This window comes from Acidovorax sp. BoFeN1 (assembly GCF_003345135.1).
GTDB classification, from domain to species: Bacteria; Pseudomonadota; Gammaproteobacteria; order Burkholderiales; family Burkholderiaceae_C; genus Acidovorax; species Acidovorax defluvii.
This window is the reverse complement of record NZ_QOZT01000072.1, coordinates 1-19,955: the sequence shown is the minus strand read 5'-3', so window position 1 is coordinate 19,955 and position 19,955 is coordinate 1. Positions and strand designations below refer to the sequence as shown.

The 19,955-nt window shown below is 64.7% G+C and carries 19 protein-coding genes and 1 pseudogene; 12 read left to right on the top strand and 8 right to left on the bottom strand.

Annotated elements, in window-relative coordinates:
* The 4 genes from DTW89_RS14760 to DTW89_RS14745 form a co-directional block, all read left to right on the top strand.
* Positions 1–454: SPOR domain-containing protein (locus tag DTW89_RS14760; protein WP_147277665.1), on the top strand; the 454-nt coding region annotated here is incomplete at its 5' end.
* 356 nt (positions 455–810) lie between these two features.
* Positions 811–1,101, top strand: coding sequence for a co-chaperone GroES (gene groES, locus DTW89_RS14755; RefSeq protein ID WP_114656491.1), 291 nt, complete (start codon positions 811–813; stop codon positions 1,099–1,101).
* Between the two features lie 174 nt (positions 1,102–1,275).
* Entirely contained in the window at positions 1,276–2,928 is a 1,653-nt protein-coding gene (gene groL / locus DTW89_RS14750) for a chaperonin GroEL (RefSeq protein WP_114656490.1), read from the top strand.
* An 894-nt stretch (positions 2,929–3,822) separates the two neighbouring features.
* On the top strand, positions 3,823–4,185 hold the full coding sequence (locus tag DTW89_RS14745; protein ID WP_114656495.1) for a hypothetical protein: 363 nt from the start codon (positions 3,823–3,825) through the stop codon (positions 4,183–4,185).
* A gap of 114 nt (positions 4,186–4,299) precedes the next feature.
* Here the strand turns inward: DTW89_RS14745 and DTW89_RS14740 are convergent, their stop codons facing one another.
* Positions 4,300–4,632 carry a DUF805 domain-containing protein gene (locus DTW89_RS14740; protein ID WP_114656489.1) on the bottom strand — a complete coding sequence of 111 codons (333 nt, stop codon included), beginning with the start codon at positions 4,630–4,632 and terminating at the stop codon, positions 4,300–4,302.
* 251 nt (positions 4,633–4,883) lie between these two features.
* On the opposite strand from DTW89_RS14740, the gene DTW89_RS14735 reads away from it, so the two are divergent.
* From DTW89_RS14735 to DTW89_RS14715, 5 genes are read left to right on the top strand one after another with little or no spacing between them, the layout of a single operon-like run.
* Entirely contained in the window at positions 4,884–5,357 is a 474-nt protein-coding gene (locus DTW89_RS14735; RefSeq protein ID WP_201741014.1) for a DUF1924 domain-containing protein, read from the top strand.
* Entirely contained in the window at positions 5,354–5,860 is a 507-nt protein-coding gene (locus DTW89_RS14730; RefSeq protein WP_114656488.1) for a diheme cytochrome c, read from the top strand. The genes DTW89_RS14735 and DTW89_RS14730 overlap by 4 nt, the downstream gene beginning before the upstream one ends.
* Before the next feature lie 8 nt (positions 5,861–5,868).
* Positions 5,869–6,642, top strand: a complete 774-nt coding sequence (locus DTW89_RS14725) for a cytochrome b/b6 domain-containing protein (RefSeq protein WP_114656487.1) — start codon at positions 5,869–5,871, stop codon at positions 6,640–6,642.
* 16 nt (positions 6,643–6,658) lie between these two features.
* A complete protein-coding gene (locus DTW89_RS14720) occupies positions 6,659–7,324 on the top strand; it encodes a response regulator (protein WP_024812890.1) in 666 nt (221 codons plus the stop codon).
* The gene (locus DTW89_RS14715; RefSeq protein WP_114656486.1) at positions 7,321–8,679 is read left to right on the top strand and encodes an ATP-binding protein; all 1,359 of its coding nucleotides are present in this window, start codon (positions 7,321–7,323) and stop codon (positions 8,677–8,679) included. Before DTW89_RS14720 ends, DTW89_RS14715 begins: the two co-directional genes overlap by 4 nt.
* A gap of 99 nt (positions 8,680–8,778) precedes the next feature.
* On the opposite strand, the gene eda is transcribed toward DTW89_RS14715, so the two are convergent.
* Both eda and edd read right to left on the bottom strand, forming a co-directional pair.
* Complete coding sequence (gene eda, locus DTW89_RS14710) at positions 8,779–9,411, bottom strand: bifunctional 4-hydroxy-2-oxoglutarate aldolase/2-dehydro-3-deoxy-phosphogluconate aldolase (RefSeq protein ID WP_114656485.1); 633 nt, start codon at positions 9,409–9,411, stop codon at positions 8,779–8,781.
* Between the two features lie 139 nt (positions 9,412–9,550).
* Positions 9,551–11,320 (bottom strand): phosphogluconate dehydratase, encoded by a 1,770-nt coding sequence (gene edd / locus DTW89_RS14705; protein WP_114656493.1) that lies wholly within the window; start codon positions 11,318–11,320, stop codon positions 9,551–9,553.
* A 60-nt stretch (positions 11,321–11,380) separates the two neighbouring features.
* Here edd and DTW89_RS14700 point away from each other — a divergent pair, with 60 nt between their 5' ends.
* Entirely contained in the window at positions 11,381–12,289 is a 909-nt protein-coding gene (locus tag DTW89_RS14700) for an SMP-30/gluconolactonase/LRE family protein (RefSeq protein ID WP_114656484.1), read from the top strand.
* A gap of 13 nt (positions 12,290–12,302) precedes the next feature.
* Here the strand turns inward: DTW89_RS14700 and pgi are convergent, their stop codons facing one another.
* On the bottom strand, positions 12,303–13,865 hold the full coding sequence (pgi, locus tag DTW89_RS14695) for a glucose-6-phosphate isomerase (protein ID WP_114656492.1): 1,563 nt from the start codon (positions 13,863–13,865) through the stop codon (positions 12,303–12,305).
* A 166-nt stretch (positions 13,866–14,031) separates the two neighbouring features.
* On the opposite strand from pgi, the gene zwf reads away from it, so the two are divergent.
* Complete coding sequence (zwf, locus tag DTW89_RS14690) at positions 14,032–15,486, top strand: glucose-6-phosphate dehydrogenase (protein ID WP_114656483.1); 1,455 nt, start codon at positions 14,032–14,034, stop codon at positions 15,484–15,486.
* Positions 15,487–15,546: 60 nt separating this feature from the next.
* Here the strand turns inward: zwf and DTW89_RS14685 are convergent, their stop codons facing one another.
* Both DTW89_RS14685 and tal read right to left on the bottom strand, forming a co-directional pair.
* On the bottom strand, positions 15,547–16,668 hold the full coding sequence (locus DTW89_RS14685) for a beta-ketoacyl-ACP synthase III (RefSeq protein WP_114656482.1): 1,122 nt from the start codon (positions 16,666–16,668) through the stop codon (positions 15,547–15,549).
* Between the two features lie 104 nt (positions 16,669–16,772).
* Positions 16,773–17,720, bottom strand: coding sequence for a transaldolase (tal, locus tag DTW89_RS14680; RefSeq protein WP_111868825.1), 948 nt, complete (start codon positions 17,718–17,720; stop codon positions 16,773–16,775).
* A gap of 164 nt (positions 17,721–17,884) precedes the next feature.
* Between tal and DTW89_RS14675 the strand changes: the two genes are divergently transcribed.
* Positions 17,885–18,730 carry a MurR/RpiR family transcriptional regulator gene (locus tag DTW89_RS14675; protein ID WP_111868827.1) on the top strand — a complete coding sequence of 282 codons (846 nt, stop codon included), beginning with the start codon at positions 17,885–17,887 and terminating at the stop codon, positions 18,728–18,730.
* Positions 18,731–18,752: 22 nt separating this feature from the next.
* Here DTW89_RS14675 and DTW89_RS14670 read toward each other — a convergent pair whose 3' ends face one another.
* Together DTW89_RS14670 and DTW89_RS14665 are read right to left on the bottom strand one after the other, a co-directional pair.
* A complete protein-coding gene (locus tag DTW89_RS14670) occupies positions 18,753–19,736 on the bottom strand; it encodes a Bug family tripartite tricarboxylate transporter substrate binding protein (protein WP_114656481.1) in 984 nt (327 codons plus the stop codon).
* Positions 19,737–19,830: 94 nt separating this feature from the next.
* Positions 19,831–19,955: pseudogene (locus DTW89_RS14665) on the bottom strand (electron transfer flavoprotein subunit alpha/FixB family protein); the annotation flags it as partial.

The window sequence follows — 19,955 nt, the reverse complement described above, 5'->3', positions numbered from 1 at the left end:
GGCTCCTGCTCCTGCTCCCGCTGCTCAACCACAACCCGCTGCCTCCTCCCCTCCTGCCGCAGCGCCCCTGGCGCAGGCCGCAGACAAGGTCGCGCCCCCAAAACGCCCATCGCCGCCCCAAGCCAAGGCCAGGGCATCCACTCCCGACGCCCCGGCAGCACCGCCAGACACCACTGCCTCCGCCAGCACTGCTCAACCCCTGCCAGCGGTCGGCACTGCGCCGGGCTTTTACATCAACGTTGGTCTTTTCGCCGAAGAAGCCAATGCCCGCAAAGCCCAGGCGCGCTTGCTCAACGAGGGCTTGCCGGCCTTCCGGCAGGAAACACAGGTGGGCAAAAAGCGCCGGCTGAGGGTGCGGGTGGGACCCTACAGCGACCGCGCTGACGCCGACGCAGCCGCCATCACCATCCGCGCCATGGGGCTGGATGCGCTGGTGGCCCGGCAGGGGGCCTGAGTAAGCTCAATGACTCCGATCCACATGATTGGGAGCAAAAACAGGCGCAAGTGCTTGCTGGCATTGCCCAATTAGCCTATATTTTTGCGGCACTCAACCCCCCGCATAAACGCACGGCCAGGTGAGCGCAACACGGTCTGGCCAGGGCACACCCATCAGGGTGACTGCACGCTGCAACCCCACCCAAAATCCCCCGCTCGCACAGGGGCGTCTTGAAATGGCCACAAATGCCCGTATCATTAGCACTCACCCCAAACGAGTGCTAACAAGGCGCTGGTGCGGAGGAAGTTTGGTGGCGTCCGAAACTTCGGGCGCTTGTAATCCGGCTATTTTTTTCAGTCAACAGGAGCAATGCAATGAATCTTCGCCCTCTGCACGATCGCGTGATCGTCAAGCGTATCGAAAGCGAAACCACGACCGCCTCCGGCATCGTGATCCCTGACAACGCCGCTGAAAAGCCTGATCAAGGTGAAGTGCTGGCCGTCGGCCCCGGCAAGAAGAACGACAAGGGCGAGCTGATCGCCCTGAACGTGAAGGTCGGCGACCGCGTTCTGTTCGGCAAGTACTCGGGCCAGACTGTCAAGGTCGACGGCGACGAACTCTTGGTCATGAAAGAAGACGACCTGTTCGCCGTTGTCGAGAAGTAATTGCTACTGCGCGGCCCACATGCGTCGTTGGGCGGTGCTCGGAATCCTCACGTACAGGAAGTACGTTCCGGTTCCTGCGCTCCGTCCGCCTAGCCTGTGAACCGCTCGCTACGCAATTCTTTTCCCGACACAGTCATCTGTTTCACAAATTTTTAGATATTCAGGAGCTCCATCATGGCAGCAAAAGACGTAGTTTTCGGCGGCGAAGCCCGCGCACGCATGGTTGAAGGCGTGAACATTTTGGCCAACGCGGTCAAGGTGACTCTGGGCCCCAAGGGTCGCAATGTGGTGCTGGAGCGCTCGTTCGGCGCCCCTACCGTGACCAAGGACGGTGTGTCCGTGGCCAAGGAAATCGAACTCAAGGACAAGCTGCAGAACATGGGCGCCCAGCTCGTGAAGGAAGTGGCCTCCAAGACCAGCGACAACGCGGGTGACGGCACCACCACCGCCACCGTGCTGGCACAAGCCATCGTTCGCGAAGGCTTCAAGTACGTGGCCGCCGGTATCAACCCGATGGACCTGAAGCGCGGTATCGACAAGGCTGTGACGGCCCTGGTTGCCGAGCTGAAGAAGGCTTCCAAGCCCACCACCACCTCCAAGGAAATCGCACAGGTCGGCTCGATCTCTGCCAATTCCGACGAAACCATTGGCAAGCTGATCGCTGACGCCATGGACAAGGTTGGCAAGGAAGGCGTGATCACCGTGGAAGACGGCAAGTCCCTCGACTCCGAACTGGACGTCGTGGAAGGCATGCAATTTGACCGCGGCTACCTGTCGCCCTACTTCATCAACAACCCCGAAAAGCAATCCGCGATTCTGGACAATCCCTTCGTGCTGCTGTTCGACAAGAAGATCAGCAACATCCGCGACCTGCTGCCCACGCTGGAGCAAGTTGCCAAGGCTGGCCGTCCACTGCTGATCATTGCCGAAGAAGTCGAAGGCGAAGCCCTGGCTACTCTGGTGGTCAACACGATCCGCGGCATCCTGAAGGTTGTGGCTGTCAAGGCGCCTGGCTTCGGCGACCGCCGCAAGGCCATGCTGGAAGACATCGCCATCCTGACGGGCGGCAAGGTCATCGCTGAAGAAGTGGGCCTGACGCTCGAGAAGGTAACGCTGGCCGATCTGGGCCAGGCCAAGCGCATCGAAGTGGGCAAGGAAAACACCATCATCATCGACGGCTCCGGCGCTGCCGCTGACATCGAAGCCCGCGTCAAGCAAGTGCGCGTGCAGATCGAAGAAGCCACGTCCGACTACGACCGCGAAAAGCTGCAAGAGCGCGTGGCCAAGCTGGCTGGCGGTGTGGCCGTGATCAAGGTCGGCGCTGCCACCGAAGTCGAAATGAAGGAAAAGAAGGCCCGCGTGGAAGACGCACTGCACGCAACGCGCGCAGCTGTGGAAGAAGGCGTTGTGGCCGGTGGTGGCGTGGCCCTGCTACGTGCCAAGCAAGCCGTTGGCACCTCCATCAAGGGTGACAACGCTGACCAGGACCATGGCATTGCCCTGGTGCTGAAGGCCATCGAAGCGCCCCTGCGCGAAATCGTGAACAACGCCGGCGGCGAAGCTTCGGTGGTGGTGAACGCTGTGTTGGCCGGCAAGGGCAACTTCGGCTTCAACGCTGCCAACGACAGCTACGGCGACATGCTCGAGCTGGGCATTCTGGACCCCACCAAGGTCACCCGCACGGCGCTGCAAAACGCAGCATCGGTGGCATCGCTGCTGCTGACGACCGAGTGCATGGTGGCTGACGCTCCGAAGGAAGAAGCCGGTGCTGGCGGCGGCATGCCTGACATGGGCGGCATGGGTGGCATGGGCGGCATGGGCATGTAATTGCCTGGTCCTCGCGCAGCCGCGCTGGCTGCGCAGCCCCACGAAAAGCCCGCAGGTCTTTTGGCCTGCGGGCTTTTTTCATGGCGTGTGCCTGTCCGTTCCCGCGAAAAGCCACAGGGCACGATATCGCCTGGCAGGCGATGCGCTTCAGGGTCGCCCGCAGGTACCGGCACAAGCCGCACATGCCGCGATTTGGCGCACCTATATACGATAACAATCGCCAACGCAGCACAACAAACCATAAGACGCACGTTGCGACCCGGCATTGCCTGCGATCAAACGGGCCCGGTTGTATTTCGATACACTTTTCTGCACATTCTCCATTTCAAGCGAATACGCAGACGGTCTCTTCCCGGCGCCCCGTCCTGGAGCTTTTTTCTTCCAACGACGTTTATGGCGCTCACACCACCTACTGTCACTGTTCTTGATCTGACCGCTCGACTGGGCCTTCACTCCCTGGCGCAGCTGGGGGTATCGAACCTTTCCGGGCCCGGGCCTTGGTTGCAGATTCCTCTGGCCGACGCCACGGTGGCGCCAATGGTTGACTGGCTTCGTCCTGCCACCGCCCAGGCGTTGTCGCTCCCATCTCCCCACAGCGCCGCCGTCGTCCTGATCGTCGGTGCGGGGTCGGTCAATCTGCTGCGTTCCACGCTGGAATGGCTGGCACCGCTGGATCCGGCGGTCGTGTGGGCCTTTCTGATGCCCAACGCAGTCATGGAAGAGTCGGTCTTCAAGTCTGCGCCCCCTGGCCAGATGGCACGCACCCATGTTTACCGCTTACCCAACAGCGACCCGCAAACCCTCTGGTTCATCCTGATGGAGCAGCTGGGCAAGCTCAGCCTCATGGATGACCTGGCCCTGCAGCAATCCCGAAACCCCTCACAAGAAAACGATATGAGTTCCAACCTGAAGCAATGTATGGATGCCGCGATGACCATTGACGGCGCGCAAGCAGTGGCGCTGGTCGACTACCGCAGCGGCATGTGCCTGGCACAGGCCGGCGGTGGCATGAACCTGGACCTGGCCGCAGCGGGCAACACGGAAGTGGTGCGGGCCAAGATCAAGACCATGGAAGCGCTGGGCCTGCGCAAAGGCATTGAAGACATTCTGATCACGCTGGGCGATCAATACCACCTGATCCGGCTGGTGCCCAACAACGTGGGCCTGTTCCTGTATCTGGTGCTGGACAAGGCCAAGGGCAATCTCGCCCTGGCACGCTACAAGCTCACGGACATCGAGCGTTCGCTCAAGGTGTGATCCGGCCGGGCGCGCAGCCTGGCGCCGTGGCCCGATGCCAATGCCGTTCGGCATGGCAGTCGAGGCACCATAGAAAAAGCCCGCAGACCTTATGGCCTGCGGGCTTTCTTCATGTCATGCGGCAGGGGGCTCGCCGTAGCTGTTGGACGCACCGTCGGTAGGTTGCACCCACCAGTACAGCAAGACAAAGAAACCAATCCCGGTCAACAAAAGCAGCTGCCACCAGCCCGTGCGGCCGATGTCGTGCAAGCGGCGCGTTCCCACCGCCAGTGCCGGCAACAACAGTGCCAGCGATGCAAGGCCGTTGATCACATCCCCCAGAATGCCGGTGGCCACCATGACCAGCACCTGGAACAGAAAAAACCACCAGTATTCGGAGCGCGACGCGCGGCCCGAGAACGTGGCGTACTGCCCCAGACACGACTTGATTGCCTGAACAAAATCCATGGTGAAGTCCCTCTCTCGTGGTTGAATGCTGACGAATTGCGGGCGAGTGCCCCTGGACATGATAGGCGGCCAATGCGACAAGTGCGTGTGCGACGCCCTGGCCGTCGGACTGCTGCAGCGGCGTCTGCCCGTACCCACAATCGCTACATATTTAATAGCTGTTAGCGCTTTATATATGAGCGTACTGGGCCGTTTTGGTCATTTTTTAAAAGAAGCTGCGCCTGGCCCTCGCGCTCCTTAAGCCATTCTTCATGCCCGCCCTGCACCATGGCGGCATGCAAAAACAACACCCCATCTCTCTCGCACGCATGGTTGCGCTGCTGGCGCTGACCTTTGCCCTGGTACCGGTCCACGCCGGCGACACCACCGCCGCCTCGCAGATGCAGCGCTGGAGCGATGTTTCCGGCCAGTCGGTCAACGCCGAGCGCGGCCGCGTTTTTTTCACCAGTCGCCATGGGGGTGAATGGTCGTGCGCCTCGTGCCATGGCAATCCGCCCACCACGTCCACCCGCCATGCCAGCACGGGCAAGACCATCACTCCCCTGGCGCCTGCGTTCAACCCCGAGCGCTTTACGGACACCGCCAAGGTGGACAAATGGTTTCGCCGCAACTGCAACGATGTGCTCAAGCGCGAATGCACCCCTGTCGAAAAGGCCGATGTGCTGGCCTGGCTGCTGCAGTTCGATGCCAAAAATCCCCCCCCAACCACCAAGGGCGCACCATGAGCCACACCGCAACCACCACGGCCCGAGCTCGGTTCGGGCGCAGAGTTCGCCCATCCGCCGCGTGGCTGGCGCTGGCCTGCGCACTGCCCGCCGCCTGGGCCGACAGCCGCGAGATGCCCGCCAGTGCCATGCTGCCAGCCTACAAGCAGGAGTGCGCCGCCTGCCACATGGCCTACCCGCCCGGCATGCTGCCTGCCAGCTCGTGGAGCCGCATGATGCAGGGGCTGGACCAGCATTACGGCACCGACGCCTCGCTGGATGCGGCCATGGTGCGCCAGATCAGCACCTGGCTCGCGGCCCATGCCGGCACCTACAAGCGCGTGCGCGAGGCGCCGCCCCAGGACCGCATCACGCAGTCCTCCTGGTTCGAGCGCAAGCACCGCGAAGTGGAGCCCGCTGTCTGGAAGCGCGCCGCCGTGGGCAGCCCCGCCAACTGCATGGCCTGCCACACCCGCGCCGACCAAGGTGACTTTGACGACGACCGCGTCCGCATTCCGAAGTGAGAACCGCCATGACTTCTGACACCCTTTCTACCGCCTCGCCCTCTTCAGCTTCCGCACCGTCCTCAGCGCAAGCGCAAACGCAAACGCCCCGGCCTGCCACCCGCCGCGTGGTCGATGCCACCACGCGCATGCTGCACTGGCTGATGGCGCTGAGCTTCACGGCGGCCTATATCACCGCCGATGGCGAGCGCTGGCGGCTGGTGCATGTCACGCTGGGCTACACGCTGGCCGGGCTGGTGGTGGCGCGCGTGCTGTGGGGCCTGTTCGGGCCGCGCCAGGCCCGCCTGTCGGTGCTGTGGCGCAAGCTGCAAGGGGTGCCGGCATGGCTCAAATCCATGGCCGCCGTGCGCTCGCCCACAGCACTTCAGGCCACCTGGCGCCCTGGGCAAAACCTGCTGATGGCACTGGCCGTGGCGCTGATCCTGGCGTTGGTGGTGCCGCTCACCCTCAGCGGCTACGCCGTGTGGGACGAATGGGGCGGCGAATGGCTGGAGGAAGTGCACGAGTTCTTTGGCAACACGCTGCTGCTCGTGGTGCTGGCGCACATCGGCCTGATCGCCCTCTTGAGCGCGCTGCGCCGCAAGAACCAGGCCCTGCCCATGCTGACGGGCCGCGTGCAGGGCCCCGGGCCCGACCTGGCGAAGAGCAACCATGGCTGGCTGGCCGCTGCCGTGCTGGCCTGCGTGCTCGCCTTCTGGGCCTGGCAGTGGAATACGGCGCCCCAGCAGCCCGCCGCCGATGCCACGCGCTGGAGCGAGAATCACCATGATGACGACGACTGATTGAAAGAGCCCCTTCATGCGCATCCTGCTGGCCGAAGACGACGAACTGCTGGGCTCGGGCATCCGCGCCGGCCTGGCGCAAAACGGCTTCCAGGTGGACTGGGTGCGCGACGGCGTGGCGGCCGAGCGCGAGCTGGCCACCGGCGCCTACCAGGCTGCCGTGCTGGACCTGGGCCTGCCACGGCTGGATGGCATGGAGGTGCTGCGCCAGGTGCGTGCGCGCCGCAACACCACGCCCGTGCTGGTGTTGACGGCCCGCGACGCCGTGCCCGCCCGCATTGCCGGGCTGGACGCGGGCGCTGACGACTACCTGATCAAACCCATCGACCTGCATGAGCTGGCCGCCCGCCTGCGCGCCCTGGTGCGGCGCGCGCACGGCCAAAGCGAAACCCGGCTGGTCGCTGGCAACGTGGCGCTGGACCCGGCCGCCCACCAGGTGCTGGTGGATGGCCAACCCGTGGAGCTGTCCAACCGCGAATACGACCTGCTGCACGCGCTGCTGCTGAACGCCGGGCGTGTGCTCAGCCGCGAGCAGCTGGAGCAGCGCCTGTACCAGTGGGGCAGCGAAATCAACAGCAACGCCGTCGAGGTGCACATCTACCACCTGCGGCGCAAGCTGGGCGCGGCCCTGATCGAGACCGTGCGCGGCGTGGGCTACCGCATCGCACGGGAGCCGGCATGAGCAGCGCTGCCGCCCCCCGCACGCCACGCTCGCTGCAGACCCGGCTGCTGACCACGGTGCTGGCGCTGGTGCTGGTGGCCTGGGGCGTGGCCGCAGCGCTGGCCTGGCACGAAACCGACGAGGAAGTCAGCGACCTGCTCGACGCCCATCTGGCGCAGACCGCCGCCCTGCTGCGCCTGCAACCCCTCGATGAACTGGACGAAGACCGCCTGAACGAAGCGCCCGAGCTGGATAAGCACCAGCCGCGCGTGGTGTTCCAGCTGTGGCACGAAGACCAGCTGCTGGCCCGCTCGGCCAGCGCGCCGCAGGAGCCCCTGACGCAGCGGCGCAAGCGGGGCTTTGCGGACAGCCAGGTGGATGGCAAGGCCTGGCGCGTGTTCGTCACCCAGGGGCGAGAAAGCGATGTACGCATTGTGGTGGGCGAGCTGCAATCGGTGCGCCGCGAGATCGTGCAGGCCAGCCTGACCAGCATCCTCAAACCGATGGCGTGGGCGCTTCCGCTGCTGGCGCTGGGCATCTGGTGGGCGGTGCGCGGCTCGGTGCGGCCGCTGGGGCGGCTCGGAAACGCCGTGGCCGCGCGCCAGCCGCAGTCGCTCGAATCCTTGTCCACCGCAGGCGTACCGCCCGAGGTGCTGCCGCTGGTCACGGCGCTGAACGACCTGTTCGAGCGCATGGCCCGGTTGCTGGCCACAGAGCAGCAATTCACCGCCGACGCGGCGCACGAGCTGCGCACCCCCATTGCCGGCATCCGCATGCAGGCCCAGGTAGCGCAAGGCGCCACCGATACGCAAGAGCGCGCCACGGCACTGCAGGCCACGGTGCAGGGCTGCGACCGTGCCACCCGGTTGGTGGAACAACTGCTGCAACTGGCCCGGCTTGACGCCGAAGCCACCCCCGACCGCAGCAGCACGCCGGTGGCCGACGTGGCGCGCCAGGTGGCCGCCGACCTAGAGGCTACGGCAGAGCGCCGGCAGCAGCGCATCTTGCTGCGCGAGCCGATGGCGCCCGGCGTGCACATCCCGTTGCCCGAGCCCCTGGCGCGCGTGCTGCTGCGCAACCTGCTGGACAACGCCTTGCGCTACAGCCCGGAGGGTGCCGAGGTGCAGTTACAGATAGACGACCAGGGCGATGGCCATGGGCAATTGAGTGTGGAAGACAGCGGCCCGGGCCTGACGCCCGATGACCAGGCACGCCTGGGAGAGCGGTTTTTTCGGGTGCTGGGTACGGGCCAGAGCGGCAGCGGCCTGGGCTGGTCCATCATCCAGCGCATTGCGCGCCTGCACCATTTGCAGGTGGGCACCGACACCAGCCCGGGGCTGGGTGGGCTGCGCGTCACGGTGCTCTGGAAGGCTTAACCCGGCATTCTCCTCAACCACACCGCACCATAATTGCTATATTATTAATAGCTGTAAGCGCTTTATACATAAGCGCTAGAGCCAATTTTCTATCAATTTTCAGTCGCCACCACGCCCCAAGGCCTGTGCAGCGCGCGCCAGCTGCGTGATGCGCGCCCAGTCGCCAGCACGCACCGCATCGGCGGGCGTGAGCCACGAGCCGCCCACGCAGCGCACGTTGGGCAGCGCCAGGTAGTTGGGGGCGGTAATCGCGGTGATACCCCCCGTGGGGCAAAAATTCACCTGGCCAAACGGGCTGGCCCAGGCCTTGAGCAGCGCGATGCCACCCACCGCCTCGGCCGGAAACAGCTTGAGGAATGCGAACCCGTCGGCCAGCGCAGCCATGATCTCGCTGGCCGTGGCCACACCGGGCAGCAGGGGCAAGTGCAGGCCCTGGCAGGCATGGCCCACTTCGGATGTATAGCCCGGGCTCACGGCAAAGCGGGCACCCGCCTCGCTGGCACGGCGGGCATCGTCGGCATGGAGCACCGTGCCCACGCCCACCACAGCCTCGGGCAGCTGGCGGGCAATGGCTTCGATGGCGGGCAGAGCCACCGGCGTGCGCAAGGTCACCTCCAGCACTTTCACACCACCAGCCAGCAGCGCCTCGGCCAGGGGCAGCGCGTCAGCCACACGGTCGATCACGATGACGGGGATGACCGGGCCATGGCTGGCGATGTCAATGGGATTCATACAAGTGCTCCTCAGTTGCTGGATGCCATAAGGGGCGCGTGAAACTGGCGCGACGCAATACCAGGGCCCCCATGGAACTGGCTTTGCCAGGCCACTGGTGGCGTCCCCCATGAGGGGGAAGGCGCGGGGTGCATGCTGCCTACAGCCATGTGCAGGCGCCTTGTTCCGCACCCCCGGCATGGCGGCGGAAGTTGGCGAAGAGTTCACGGCCGAAGCCGGCCTGGGAAGGTGGGTTACAGGGTGCCGGGGACCGGGCCGCCCACTCGGCCTCATCGACCAGCACATCCAGCGTGCCGGCCACCGCATCCACACGCACGATGTCACCGTCGCGCACCCTGGCCAGCGGGCCACCGGCCAGCGCCTCGGGCGTGACGTGGATGGCAGCAGGCACCTTGCCCGACGCGCCACTCATGCGCCCATCGGTGACAAGCGCTACCTTGAAGCCCTGGTTCTGCAGCACGGCCAGCGGGGGCGTGAGCTTGTGCAACTCGGGCATGCCGTTGGCCTGCGGGCCCTGAAAGCGCACCACGGCCACCATGTCCTGGTTCACCTCGCCCGCGCTGAAGGCGGCGAGCAGCGCCTCTTGCGAATCGAACACGCGGGCGGGCGCCTCGATGGTGTGCCGGTCTTCGGGCACGGCAGACACCTTGATCACCGCACGGCCCAGGCGGCCTTGCAAAAGGCGCAGGCCGCCGGTGGGCGAGAAGGGTTGGGCCACGGGGCGCAGCACGCTTTCGTCGCCCGACTGGGCCGGTGCACCCTGCCCGCCTGCGGCAATGCCACCGGCGTTCACGCTCATCACATCGGCGTGCATGAAGCCACCGGCCAGCAACTCGCGCAGGATCCACGCGGGGCCGCCCGCGGCCTGGAACTGGTTCACATCGGCGTCGCCATTGGGGTACACGCGGGCCAGCAGCGGCACGGCGGACGAGAGCTCGTCAAAGTCCGTCCAGTCGATCAGGATGCCCGCGCTGCGCGCAACGGCCACCCAGTGGATGAGGTGGTTGGTGGAACCGCCCGTGGCCAGCAGCGCCACCATGGCATTGACGATGCAGCGCTCGTCCACCAGCCGCCCGATGGGTGTGAAGCGCTGGCCGCGTTTGCCGATGTCCAGCACCGTGCGCAGGGCCTGGCGCGTGAAGGCTTCGCGCTCTTCGGTGCCCGGTGGCGCAAAGGCCGCGCCGGGCACATGCAGGCCCATGGCTTCGAGCAGCATCTGGTTGCTGTTGGCCGTGCCGTAAAACGTGCAGGTGCCGGGGCTGTGGTACGAGGCCGTTTCGGCCTGGAGCAAATCTTCGCGCCCCACCAAGCCCTGGGCGTACTGCTCACGCACCTTGGCCTTGTCCTTGTTGGGCAGCCCGGTACCCATGGGCCCGGCAGGCACAAACACGCAGGGCAAATGTCCGTAGTGCAACGCGCCAATCAAAAGGCCCGGCACGATCTTGTCGCACACACCCAGCAGCAGTGCGCCATCAAAAACATCATGGGACAGCGCTACCGCAGTGGCCATGGCAATGGCATCGCGCGAGAACAGCGACAGCTCCATGCCGGGCGTGCCCTGCGTGACGCCGTCGCACATGGCGGGCACGCCGCCAGCCACCTGCACCGTGGCCTGGTGGCGGGCCGCTTCGTCGCGCAGGATGTCGGGATAGCTCTGGTAGGGCTGATGGGCCGACAACATGTCGTTGTAGGCCGTCACAACGCCGATGTTGGGCGCCTTTTCAACCGTGACCCGGAACTTGTCGGCGCCCGGCAATGCGGCAAAGGCATGGGCCAGATTGGCGCAGCCCATGCGGTCTTGTGAGGGTTCGCGGTGGATCATGGAATCCACGCCGACAAGATAGGCGGCGCGGGTGCCTGCGCTGCGCTGGGTGATGCGAGCCGTCACGCGCGCTACAACTGAATGCATGGGATGCTCCATCCGGATATCGACCTAGAATGTAATTTGATAACACCTCCGGATCAAGCAATGCCCTTGCAAGCACTCCCGTTGCCACCCTCTGAGCTGGGTGAGTCACCGTTCTGGCATCCACTGGAGAAGCGGCTGTATTGGTGCGACATCGCGGGCTTCACGGTGAATGCATGGGAGCCCGGCACCGGTCGCACCTGGCAATGGAAGACGCCGTCCGAGCCCGGATGCTGCGCCCCGTCGGAGGATGGAAAAATAGTAATCGGGTTACGCGATGGTTTTTACAGCCTGACCACCTCCACAGGTGCATTGGCTTGCCTGGCCACCCTGCCGGTCGATGCGCACAACACCCGGCTGCTGCGCCTGAACGATGGCAAATGCGACACCGCCGGGCGGTTCTGGGCCGGCTCCATGATCACCCCGCGCACGCAACCCGATGCCGCCATGTGGCGCCTGGACTGCGCCATGGGCCGATGCGCCATCGACCGCATGGCGGGCGACAACTTCACGGCCAATGGCCTCGCCTTCAGCCCCGACAACCGCTGGATGTATTGGTCCAACACCCCCGAACACCGCATTGACCGCTTTGCGTTCAACGCCGCCACAGGGAGCCTCAGTGATCGGCAACCCTGGGCCCGCTTCGCCCCCAAGGTGGTCGGCGAGCCCTATGGTGGCCGGCCCGACGGCGCCAGCGTGGACGTAGACGGCAACTATTGGGTGGCCATGTACGAAGGGGCCAGCATTGTGCAGCTGTCGCCTTCGGGCGATGTGCTGCAGCGCATCCCCACGCCCGTGCAATGCCCCACCATGGTGTGCTTTGGCGACGATGACCTGCGCACGCTCTATGTCACCTCGGCGCGTGCCGGGCGGCCCACCAGCGAATGCGAGGCGGCCATTCCGGCGGGCTCGCTGCTGCACATGCGGGTAGACACTCCGGGTCTGCCGGTGAATTTCTTTCGACCCTGCTGAGGGGACGCCGGTCTCAGCCCCGCAGGCGGTTCAGCAAGCCTGCCGTGGAGGCATCCAGCCCCGAGGCATCGCCGCTGGCCAGGCGCTGGAGCAAGTCGCGCGCCAGCACCTTGCCCAGCTCCACGCCCCACTGGTCGAAGCTGTTGATGCCCCACAGGGCGCCGCTGACAAACACCCGATGCTCCTGCAAGGCAATGAGCGCCCCCAGCGACTCGGGCGTGAGGGACTCCAGCAGCAAAAAGGTGCTGGGCCGGTTGCCGGGAAAATGCCGTTGCCCATCATCGCTGGCCTTGCCCACCATCAGCGCTTGCGCTTGCGCCAGGGCATTGGCCAGCACCTGCCCATGGTGATCCACCAGTGCGTGCGATGGTTTGCGCACAGCCACGATTTCCAGCGGCAGCACATCCGAGCCCTGGTGCAGCATCTGGAAAAAAGCATGCTGCCCGTTGGTGCCCGGCTCGCCCCACACCACAGGTGACGTGGCAAAGTCCAGTGCATCACCACTGGCGGCCACGCGCTTGCCGTTGCTTTCCATTTCGAGCTGCTGCAAGTAGGCCGCCCAGCGCCGCAGCCCGGCGTGATACGGCGCGACACAACGGCTGGTGAAGCCATGGAAATTGCGGTACCAGACATCCAGCACGCCCAACCGTACGGGCAGGTTCACCTCCAGCGGCGCCGTGCGAAAGTGCTCGTCCATGGCATGCCCGCCGGCCAGCAACCCCCGAAAACCAGCAGCGCCAATTGATATGGCCAGCGGCAGGCCAATGGACGACCACAAGGAATAGCGCCCGCCCACCCACTCCCAAAAACCAAACGTGGTGGTGATACCCAGGGATTTCGCCGCGTCGACCTGCGTGGTGAGCGCCACAAAATGGCGCGCCACATCCGTGCCACCCTGCTGGGCAAACCAGGCCAGGCACGAACGTGCGTTGGTCATGGTTTCTGCCGTGGTGAAGGTTTTGGAGGCCACCAGGAACAAGGTGCTTTGCGGCCGCAGCAGCCGTAGCACGCCCGCCAGCTCGTGGCCATCGGCGTTGGAAACGAAGTGAAACCGCTTGCCCGGCGCGCGGTAGGCATCCAGCGCCAGCACGGCCATGTGCGGCCCCAGGTCCGAGCCACCGATGCCGATGTTCACCACGTCGGTGATGCCGTCGTCAGCGCGCATGCGGTCGGCAAAAGCCAGCATGGCGTCCAGCGTGGAGTGCACCTCGACCAGGCTCTCGGCCACGCCGGGCAGATCACCCGGCAGCACCTGCCCTGGCGGACGCCGCAGCAGGGTGTGCAATACCGCACGGCCCTCGGTGGTGTTGATGGGCTCGCCGTGCAGCATGGCGTCGCGGTGCTGCTCCAGCCCGCACGAGCGCGCCATGTCCATCAGCAGTGCCTCGGTGGTCGGGTCCCAGAGGTTCTTGGAAAGATCGGCAAACAGGTGAGGCGCCACCTGGCTGAAATGTTCAAAACGCCCGGTGTCCTCGGCAAAAGCCTGGCGCAGATCAAGACGCGCACCCTGCGCTGAAAAATGGGCCTTCAACAAGGGCCACTGGGGCGTCTGATCACAACGAAGAAACTCGGACATGTCCATGGTACGCAAACAAAAAAGTAACCAAATTACAAAAACTTCAAGCGACAGAAAATTAAAAAATCCAAAAAAACCTTGCCTAATCGAAGAAGACCAAACACCAATGTAACGAGATTACAATTACCGGCCTGATGCAGACTCGCCCCCCATCGCCGGAGACCCCATGAGTTTTGACCTCGTCCTGTTTGGCGGCACCGGCGACCTCGCCTGGCGCAAACTCCTGCCCGCGCTGTTCCAGGCCTTTCGGCACGGCACGCTGCCCGAAGGTGGCCGCATTATCAGCGTGGCGCGGGACGATCTTACCGACGATCAATACCGCAGCCGAATCCAGATGCGCTTTGACGATGTCGAGTTGGCCAAACGCCCGACACCTCAGGAGTTTTCGCGCTTCGCGGCGCTGCTGCACCACCTTCGCATGGACCTGTCGCAACCGCAGGATTATGGGCGGCTGGCCGACATGATCAAGGCCCGCAATGCCGACTCGCTGGTGATGTATGTCGCCACGGCGCCCAGTCTTTTCACGACCGTCTGCGAGCAGATCGCGGCCGTCGGACTGAACGGCCCCGCCACCCGCGTGGTGCTCGAAAAACCCCTGGGGCATGACCTGCCATCGAACCGCGCCATCAACGAGGCACTGCGGCACGTGCTGCGGGAAGACCAAGTGTTTCGCATCGACCACTACCTAGGCAAGCCGTCGGTGCAGAACCTCTTTGCCATGCGCTTTGGCAATGCGTTGTTCGAGCCCCTGTGGCGGCGCGAAACCATTGCCAACATCCAGATCACCATCGCCGAAGAACTGGGCGTGGAAACCCGCGGCGCCTTCTACGACCAGACGGGCGCCCTGCGCGACATGGTGCAAAACCATGCCCTGCAATTGCTGTGCGCCATTGGCATGGAGCCGCCCATCAACTCCAGCGCCAACGCCATTCGCGACGAAAAACTCAAGGTGCTGCAATCGCTCAAGCCCTGGAGCCCCGACACCATCGGCCAGCATGTGGTGCGGGGGCAATATGCGGCCGGCACCAGCCAAGGCCACGCCGTTGCAGGGTATTTGCAGGAAAGCGGCGTTGCCCCGGGCAGCACCACCGAGACCTTTGTGGCCCTGCGCACCGAAATTTCCAACTGGCGCTGGGCGGGCGTGCCATTTTTCATCCGCACCGGCAAACGCCTGGCCAGCCGCGACGCCCATATCGTGGTGAACTTCCGGCCCGTGCCCCACCCGATTTTCAAGACCCCTGCGGGCGCTGCCAACCGCCTGGTGATCCACCTGCAGCCTAAGGACGGGCTGGAGTTGCACATGCTGGCCCAGGGCGCCGCGCAGCACCAGACCGAACCCGCCCTGGCGCCGGTGCACCTGAACCTCGACTTTGACCAGCGCTTTGGCACCGAGCGCGTGGGCGCCTACGAGCGCCTGCTGCTGGACGTGATCGCAGGGCGGCTGAACCTGTTTGTGCGCAGTGACGAGCAGGAAGAAGCCTGGCGCTGGGTGGAGCCCATTCTGGAGCACTGGCGCACCGATCCGCACGCCCCCAGGCCCTACGCAGCCGGCAGCTGGGGCCCCAGCGCCGCCAGCGCCATGATTGCGCGCGACGGCTTTTGCTGGAGCGAAGAAGTCTGAGATTTCCCGCGCCGGTGGCTCACGCAGCCACGGCGACGCAATGGCGGCAAAGGGAAAGGGTCAGCGCTTGCGAACCACCACGCTACCGATGGAATAGCCCGCGCCAAAGGAGCAGATCACGCCCAGATCACCGGCAGCCAGGTCGTCCCGGTGCTTGTGAAACGCAATGATGGAGCCCGCCGATGCGGTGTTGGCGAACTCGTCCAGGATCAGGGGAGCCACGTCAGCACCCGCATCCGCGCCCACCAATTTCTTGATGACCAGCTGGTTCATTCCATGATTGGCCTGGTGCAGCCAATAGCGGCGCACGGCCGTCGGTGCTTGCTCCAGCGCGGCCAGATGGGCCTCGATGTGGGCGGCAGCCAGCGGCACCACTTCCTTGAACACTTTGCGGCCCTCCTGGCGGAAGGTCTTGTCGCGCGCGTTCGGGTCGCTGTCCTCGCAGCGGTTGAGAAAGCCGAAGTTGTTGCGGATGCTGTTGGAGAACTGGGTGGCCAACTTGGTGCCCAGCACTTCCCACTGGTCGGCCGAGGTGGCGCAGTCGGCCCGCTCGACAATTACCGCCGTGCAGACATCGCCAAAGATGAAATGGCAATCGCGGTCATTCCAGGCCTGGTGGCCCGAGGTGATCTCGGGGTTGACCACCAGCACGCACTTGGCGCTGCCGGTACGCACGGCGTTGACGGCCTGCTCGATGGCAAAGGTGGCCGATGAGCAGGCCACATTCATGTCAAACCCATAGCCGCTCGCCCCCAGCGCCTGCTGGATCTCGATGGCCATGGCCGGGTAGGCGCGCTGCATGTTGGCCGCCGAGCACAGCACGGCATCGATCTGGTCGCCGGTCTTGCCGGCGGCATCCAGCGCCTTGCGCGCGGCATCCACGGCTATCTCGGCCATCAGCGAGAGCTGGTCGTCGGGCCGCTCGGTAAAGCGCGGGTACATGCGGGAAGGGTCCAGCACGCCGGATTTTTCGAGCACATAGCGCTGCTGGATGCCGGAGGCCTTTTCGATGAATTCGACGCTGGAATAGGTCAACGGCTCGCGCACGCCGGCGGCGATTTCGTCGGCAAGGCGCGCGTTTTCCTGGTCCACATAGCGGTTGAAGGCTTCAACCAGCTCGGCATTGGTGATGGTGTACGGGGGCTGGTAAATGCCGGTTCCGCTGATGACAACTGAGTGCATGAATCAATTCCTGTTGCCTGAACTCCAGGCAGGGTGCGCAAGTGTAACGAGCCAGGGCAAGGGCTGCGCGAGTGCCGGGTGCGCGCCAGCGCAGCCCTACGCGCTCAGGCCGCCTGGATGAGTTTTTCCAGCTTTACGGCATCTGCCGCGAAGCTGCGAATGCCCTCGGCCAGCTTTTCGGTGGCCATGGCGTCTTCATTCAGCGCAAAGCGGAAACCCGATTCGTCGAACTGGACCGCAGGCAGCGGCATGGTGCGGGCTGCCTCGGCATTGAGCGCCGGCTGCAAGGGAGCCTCCGAGGCCGCGAGCTGTGCCAGCAGCTCGGGGGCGATGGTCAGCAGGTCGCAGCCGGCCAGCGCGGTGATCTGGCCAATGTTGCGAAAGCTCGCGCCCATCACCTCGGTGGCAATGCCGAAATGCTTGTAGTGGTTGTAGATCTGGGTGACCGATTGCACGCCCGGGTCGTTGGCGCCGCTGCGCGCGGCCTCGTCCCAGCTGGCACCGGCCTGTTTTTTGTACCAGTCGTAGATGCGCCCGACAAACGGCGAAATCAATTGCACCTTGGCCTGCCCGCAGGCAACCGCCTGGCAAAACGAGAACAGCAGCGTGAGGTTGGTGTGAATGCCGCGCTGCTCCAGTTTTTCTGCGGCCTTGATGCCTTCCCAGGTGGCCGCCACCTTGATGAGCACCCGGTCGATGTGAATACCCTGCGCCTGGTACAGCTCGATGATCCGCTCCGCCCGCGTGACGGTGGCGCTGGTGTCAAAGCTCAGGCGCGCATCCACTTCGGTGGACACCCGCCCCGGAATGGTGGCCAGGATCTCGCATCCAAAGCGCACCAGCAGCCGGTCGATCACCTCATCCATGGGGCGATCTTTCCATTGGGCCACGGTGGACTGCAGCAAAGGCGCGTATTCGGGCTTTTGGACGGCCTTGAGGATCAGCGACGGGTTGGTGGTCGCATCCTGGGGCTGGAATTGCGCCAGCTGCTTGAAGTCGCCGGTATCGGCGACCACGGTGGTGAACTGTTTGAGGGCGTCAAGCTGATTCATGGCAAAAGTCTCATGGGGTGGACAGTGGACAAGCAGGCCCGGAAGCATTTTTGCGAGGGCGACGGCAACCCCCAAGTGTAGACGGCCCGTTACCGAGACGGCCCCGGGCATGAAACCGCGTTACATTGGCGCACCCTCGTTTCTGACTTTTCCGTGGATTTGACATGCTGGACCGCATCACCGCCTCCCTGCCTTCCCTGGCCCCCGCCGAGCAGCGCGTGGGCCGTCTGGTGCTGGAGGACGCACGCGCATTTGCCCGCCTTCCGGTGCGCGAGCTGGCCGCGCGCGCGCTGGTCAGCAAGCCCACCGTGGTGCGCTTTTGCCGCAGCATGGGCTACGACGGCCTGGCCGATTTCAAGCTCAAGCTCGCCGGCAGCGTGAGCGAAGGCGTGCCCTTCATTCACCGCAGCGTGGACGCCGACGACAAGACCGGTGATGTGCTGGTCAAGGTGGTGGACAACGCGGTGGCCGCCTTTTTGCAATACCGCAACGCCGCCAGCACGGTGGCCATCGAACGCGCCGCCGAGGCCATCACCAGCACCTGGAAAGCGGGCAAGCGCATCGAGTTTTATGGCGCGGGCAATTCCGGCTTCGTGGCGCAGGATGCGCAGCACAAGTTCTTTCGCCTGGGCGTGACATCCATCGCCACCAGCGACGGCCATATCCAGGTAATGAGCGCCACCCTGCTCGGCCCGGGCGACTGCGCGGTGATCATCTCCAACTCGGGCCGCACGCGCGACCTGATGGACGCGGCAGACATCGCGCGCAAGAACGGCGCCACCACCATTGCCATCACCGCCAGCGGCTCACCCCTGGCAACCGCCTGCGCCATCCACCTGGCCGCCGACCACCCCGAGGGCTACGACCGCTACAGCCCCATGGTGTCGCGCCTGCTGCACCTGCTGGTGATTGACGTGCTGGCCACGTGCGTGGCGCTGCGCATCGGACCATCGCTGCAACCGGTGCTGCAGCAGATAAAGGACAACCTGCGCGCCAAACGCTATACCTGACGCGCCGCCATCTCCCAGGCACTCAGTCCAGCTTCACCCCGGCATCGCTGATCACCTTGCCCCACTTCGTGGTTTCCGACGCAAGGAAAGCGTCGCAGGCCTCGGGCGTGGTGCCTTCGGCAAACGTGCCCATGGTTTCCAGCTTGGCGCGGGTTTCTTCGCTGTGGATGATCTGGTTCACTGCCTCCGACATGCGCTTGACGATGTCGCGCGGTGTGCCTGCCGGGGCAATCATGCTGGCCCAGGTGCTGCCCAGCATGCCAGGAATGCCCTGCTCCACGAAGGTCGGCACATCGGGCAGGATGGGCAGGCGCTTTTCGCTGGCCACACCGATGAGGTGGATGCGACCGGCCTTGGCGGGCTGGATCAGGTTGGGTGGCGGGTCGAGGAACAGAGGCACCTGGCCGCCCAGCAGATCGGCCAGCGCGGGCGACGCGCCCCGGTACGGGATGTGCACCATGTAGGTCTTGGTCAGCGTCTTGAGCAACTCGCTGGTCAGGTGCGCCGCCGAGCCGCTGCCCGACGAGGCAAAGCTCACCTTGCCGGGGTTGGCCCTGGCGTAGGCCACCAGCTCCTTGGTGTTCTTGAACGGCGCATTGCCAGACACCGCCGCCACCAGGGGCGACACGCCCATCAATGAAACCCCCACCAGATCCTTGCGTGCGTTGTAGGGCAGCTTGGGGTAGAGCGTGGTGTTGGCCGTGAAGGCCGGAATCACGACACCAAAGGTGTGCCCGTCGGGCGCCGATTTGGCCACCGCATCGACACCGATGATGCTGTTGGCACCGGGCTTGTTGTCAATCACCACGGGCTGGCCCAACTGCTTTTGCAGCCCCACCTGCAGCAGGCGCGCCATCTGGTCGGTAAAGCCACCGGCCGTGTAGGGCACGATGATCTTGATAGGCTTGCTCGGCCAGGCCGTTTGCGCCAGCGATGGCAGGGCCACGCTGGCCAGTGCGGCAGTGCCGGCCCGCACCAGGGTGCGGCGGGAAAGTTTCACGCTCATGGGGTTTGTCTCCGTTCTGTTTCTAGATAAATGCTGACGCTAGCGCTTATGGGATAAGCGCTAGCAGCTATAATAATAATAGCATTTGCAGACGTTACAGCGCCTTGACCAGTTCCGGCACGGCCGCAAACAGGTCCGCCTCCAGCCCATAGTCGGCCACGCTGAAGATCGGCGCCTCGGGGTCCTTGTTGATCGCCACGATCACCTTGGAGTCCTTCA

Excerpts from the sequence above, each read along its gene's own strand:
- groES (WP_114656491.1), top strand. The coding sequence starts at position 811 with ATGAATCTTCGCCCTCTGCACGATCGCGTGATCGTCAAGCGTATCGAA.
- groL (WP_114656490.1), top strand. The coding sequence starts at position 1,276 with ATGGCAGCAAAAGACGTAGTTTTCGGCGGCGAAGCCCGCGCACGCATG.
- DTW89_RS14745 (WP_114656495.1), top strand. The coding sequence starts at position 3,823 with ATGAGTTCCAACCTGAAGCAATGTATGGATGCCGCGATGACCATTGAC.
- DTW89_RS14740 (WP_114656489.1), bottom strand. The coding sequence starts at position 4,632 with ATGGATTTTGTTCAGGCAATCAAGTCGTGTCTGGGGCAGTACGCCACG.
- DTW89_RS14735 (WP_201741014.1), top strand. The coding sequence starts at position 4,884 with ATGCCCGCCCTGCACCATGGCGGCATGCAAAAACAACACCCCATCTCT.
- DTW89_RS14730 (WP_114656488.1), top strand. The coding sequence starts at position 5,354 with ATGAGCCACACCGCAACCACCACGGCCCGAGCTCGGTTCGGGCGCAGA.
- DTW89_RS14725 (WP_114656487.1), top strand. The coding sequence starts at position 5,869 with ATGACTTCTGACACCCTTTCTACCGCCTCGCCCTCTTCAGCTTCCGCA.
- DTW89_RS14720 (WP_024812890.1), top strand. The coding sequence starts at position 6,659 with ATGCGCATCCTGCTGGCCGAAGACGACGAACTGCTGGGCTCGGGCATC.
- DTW89_RS14715 (WP_114656486.1), top strand. The coding sequence starts at position 7,321 with ATGAGCAGCGCTGCCGCCCCCCGCACGCCACGCTCGCTGCAGACCCGG.
- eda (WP_114656485.1), bottom strand. The coding sequence starts at position 9,411 with ATGAATCCCATTGACATCGCCAGCCATGGCCCGGTCATCCCCGTCATC.
- edd (WP_114656493.1), bottom strand. The coding sequence starts at position 11,320 with ATGCATTCAGTTGTAGCGCGCGTGACGGCTCGCATCACCCAGCGCAGC.
- DTW89_RS14700 (WP_114656484.1), top strand. The coding sequence starts at position 11,381 with ATGCCCTTGCAAGCACTCCCGTTGCCACCCTCTGAGCTGGGTGAGTCA.
- pgi (WP_114656492.1), bottom strand. The coding sequence starts at position 13,865 with ATGTCCGAGTTTCTTCGTTGTGATCAGACGCCCCAGTGGCCCTTGTTG.
- zwf (WP_114656483.1), top strand. The coding sequence starts at position 14,032 with ATGAGTTTTGACCTCGTCCTGTTTGGCGGCACCGGCGACCTCGCCTGG.
- DTW89_RS14685 (WP_114656482.1), bottom strand. The coding sequence starts at position 16,668 with ATGCACTCAGTTGTCATCAGCGGAACCGGCATTTACCAGCCCCCGTAC.
- tal (WP_111868825.1), bottom strand. The coding sequence starts at position 17,720 with ATGAATCAGCTTGACGCCCTCAAACAGTTCACCACCGTGGTCGCCGAT.
- DTW89_RS14675 (WP_111868827.1), top strand. The coding sequence starts at position 17,885 with ATGCTGGACCGCATCACCGCCTCCCTGCCTTCCCTGGCCCCCGCCGAG.
- DTW89_RS14670 (WP_114656481.1), bottom strand. The coding sequence starts at position 19,736 with ATGAGCGTGAAACTTTCCCGCCGCACCCTGGTGCGGGCCGGCACTGCC.